Source organism: Bradyrhizobium sp. UFLA05-112 (assembly GCF_053572325.1).
This window is the reverse complement of record NZ_JBANBK010000187.1, coordinates 1-2,975: the sequence shown is the minus strand read 5'-3', so window position 1 is coordinate 2,975 and position 2,975 is coordinate 1. Positions and strand designations below refer to the sequence as shown.

Below are 2,975 nucleotides of genomic sequence, written 5' to 3'. Positions count from 1 at the left end.
CGCTCTCTCCTCGGCTATCCAAGGAGGGGGCAATTCCTCGTGACGCCGAGGGGGCAGTTTTCCATGGCGCGCGACACTTAGCCCCGACAGCGGCGCGAGACCGCAAGACGGATGAAGCTTGCGCCGAGTTAATCTGCCTTACGAGAAAGACATTTGCAGCGGCGCGCGTTCTGCGGTTGACCGTGGTGTTTCCTCGCAAGCGTAGCCTCCTCGCCGCTCCAGGGGGCTTTAGTTGAGCAAACACTCGGCCCGGAGTCCCAGTTTCTCCCGGCCGTTTTCCCTATCCGGATACTTCTGCGTCTGCGTCGCGATCGGGAGCGGCGACAGTTTTGTATGGGACCTCATGTCGATTTCACGAGACGAATTCGATCCTCTTGCCGCCGTCGTCGACTGGCTCGATGCCTGCCGACGGGGAGACCTGAACGCGCTGCTCGATCTATATGACGAGCGCGCGGTCATGGAATGCGGCTGCGAGGGCGTGACCTTGACGGGGCGAAATTCGATCGCGGCCTATTGGGCACCGAAGCTCGAAAGCAGGTGCTCCTTTAACCTTGATGATGTGGTCCTAACCGGCCACGGGGTTCAGATCGATTACCAGAGCTATGAAGGCAAGCCGGTCCGCTTTTACTTTCGGTTCGATCGCTCCAACAAGATCATCTACACGAGTTGCGGCCCATTGATCGGTCGCGCTGCTAGAATCTCGCCCAACTAAAGCAGTTCGACCTTGCTGGTGACGGTCGGCGACGATGGCGTCGCCTTGGTCGGGCCACCCGCGCGATATTGGCATCGTCGAAACCGAAATCACGCGGTCGGAGTCGCCGCCGTTGTCCCCATGCTGCCGGAATGGTAGCAATTCACCCATGGCCGAAGGCGACCCCATCCGCATCATCCCTCACCGTGGCGTAGACGACGACTGCGGAAGTCTTGAGGTATGGTTCGCGGACGGACGCAAATCGGTCAGGTTCTATTGGGACAACCTTGTCTCACGCCGGTTGAGCGGCAACACCCTCACGCGAGAGCAGGCGATCGAGAAAGCCACGGCGCTGGCGAGGGCCGAGATCGACAAGCTGGACAACCCCGAGTGAGAGCCTCGGCGCAGCCGCACGCGGTTCGCAGCGCATCCCGCTGATGCGTTCTTCCGGCCCGTCCGACGCGCATTAGCGGCCTCCTCACAAGGCTCGGCAGATCGGAACACAAAGGCGGACGCTTCAGGCCACACCGGTTATTTCAACCGTTACGGTTCCTGCGAATGGCTCGGGATCAGGGGGATTTTTGTTTGCGTCGTCTTTGCTGCCGGCCCAGCCGCTTGGCGTTTGCCGCCACCCGCTTTCGGTATTGACGCACAATCTCATCGCTTGAGGCGCCAGCCATGAGGCTTGCGCCGGCTTTGGCGGCCGCCTGTATTTTTTCACTGACCATGCGCTCGGCTTCACGCTGAGCACCCTTGCCGCCTCGCATCAGCTTCGCCAGACGCAACCCGATCACGCGGTTTGATTCCAGCGCCAGCATCATCCAGTTCCGCATTCTTCTCGATTTCCCCGGCAGCATTCTGACTGACTCCTGAAGAGAACCTCGGCTGCTTTACTGGAGCTTTTAGCGCGACTCTCTTTTTCCAGCCAGCGAGAGGCGCCTCGCAGACGTCGCCGGCTTGTTCCACTTGAATTCGGCCGGACACCGCCGTCGCGCCGGACTCAAAAGCGCATCTCGCAAATTGTCGATCTGTAGCGACTTGGATCGGCCGCGAGTTCCTTTCTGGCATTAGTAGTCTTCGCCGCTGTCGAGTTTGCGAAGCAGGTCGAGCGTTCTTCTAAGAGAACAGCCAGCTTATTAACTGATATGTCCCTGCACCGAGAACGCAAAGCCAACCGGCCGTGAGCGCGAGTGCGACCAGCAAAAGAACAGTTGCGGGGGCCTGTCCGGATGCGACGCTGGGCTCGGCTACGACTTGGTTCGGCATGCGAAGCTGGTTGAGGATGGCCAACAGCAGCTCCTGCTTGGGCATGGTTCTGGCATTCTCGACCCCGTTTTCTTCCGCTAACGAGACAAGCTCGGCCGGGGTTTTGGACTTGAGATCTACGAATTTGACTTCCCAGGAGAAGTCGCCGCGGCGTCGCGGCAGAAATTCGATAAGGCCGAGTGCCCCGACCAGCATCACGCCAAGCAATGCCGCCAAGGGATGTAGCGGCTCGCGCCAGAAGCCGGCCGCCGTGCCGATCGTTAGCAGGGCTGTAGTCTCGAGGTCATCCGGTGCGCGATCTACCAATGACCCGGTTGTTGGCGCATCCTCGTGTTCGATGACAGGGGGAGGGGTGATCTGTGCGACATCCGTCGAGGGATTTGGCGGCTCGTGCCAGGATCCGTCTGCCGCGCCGATCGTTCGTTCGGCGTTACGCTCGATGTCATCCGGCGCGCGATTGACCAGCGGCTCGCTGCCCGTCGCATCATCATTTCCGCGGGGGTGCGAGTTCAATGACGTTCGCGCCACGAACGACTGCGCGGGTTCCTGATCAGGCAACACCTTCCGCATCACTTCGCGCGCGTTGAGCGAGTCGTTTGTTCGCTGAGCTTTATGAAATCTGCGGTAATCGCCCTCAAGCGTTGCGTACTTGCGGCTATCCCACCGAGCCTGGGCCGCGCGTTGCCGGAACGGGACAGACGTAACATAACCAAACCCGCCACCGCCAAACCAAGCCTTGCGACTCCTTTGGCCTAATCGGTTCGGGTAAGACCAGCGGTATGCACCGGCATAAGGCGCACCATGAGCGCCACCGAACCAAGCCTTATGACCCCTTGGGGCTAATCGGCTCGGGTAAGACCAACCGTATGCACCGGGATAAGGATTTCCCCCACCATAACTGCCACCGCCAACACCACTGACGCCGGCTCCCACACCACCGCCGGCTCCCGCACCGACGCCTATTCCCGCACCACCGCCACCACCACTGCCAGCTCCTGCTCCTCCGGCACCACCACTG

General features: G+C 60.7%; 3 protein-coding genes and 1 pseudogene. 2 read left to right on the top strand and 2 right to left on the bottom strand.

Annotation, left to right across the window (positions count from 1 at the left end; all coding sequences use genetic code 11):
• Positions 1-343: 343 nt before the first annotated feature.
• Both SO180_RS42195 and SO180_RS42190 read left to right on the top strand, forming a co-directional pair.
• Positions 344-712, top strand: coding sequence for a YybH family protein (locus tag SO180_RS42195; RefSeq protein WP_449384674.1), 369 nt, complete (start codon positions 344-346; stop codon positions 710-712).
• Between the two features lie 148 nt (positions 713-860).
• Complete coding sequence (locus SO180_RS42190; protein ID WP_063696289.1) at positions 861-1,085, top strand: hypothetical protein; 225 nt, start codon at positions 861-863, stop codon at positions 1,083-1,085.
• 175 nt (positions 1,086-1,260) lie between these two features.
• Here the strand turns inward: SO180_RS42190 and SO180_RS42185 are convergent, their stop codons facing one another.
• Both SO180_RS42185 and SO180_RS42180 read right to left on the bottom strand, forming a co-directional pair.
• Positions 1,261-1,548: a hypothetical protein gene (locus tag SO180_RS42185; protein WP_449384673.1), complete on the bottom strand. Its 288-nt coding sequence runs from the start codon at positions 1,546-1,548 to the stop codon at positions 1,261-1,263.
• Between the two features lie 406 nt (positions 1,549-1,954).
• Positions 1,955-2,119 (bottom strand): annotated as a pseudogene (locus tag SO180_RS42180) (Rho termination factor N-terminal domain-containing protein); the annotation flags it as partial.
• Between the last annotated feature and the right edge of the window lie 856 nt (positions 2,120-2,975).

Coding starts and splice junctions, on each gene's coding strand:
- SO180_RS42185 (WP_449384673.1), bottom strand. CDS start 1,548: ATGCTGCCGGGGAAATCGAGAAGAATGCGGAACTGGATGATGCTGGCG.
- SO180_RS42190 (WP_063696289.1), top strand. CDS start 861: ATGGCCGAAGGCGACCCCATCCGCATCATCCCTCACCGTGGCGTAGAC.
- SO180_RS42195 (WP_449384674.1), top strand. CDS start 344: ATGTCGATTTCACGAGACGAATTCGATCCTCTTGCCGCCGTCGTCGAC.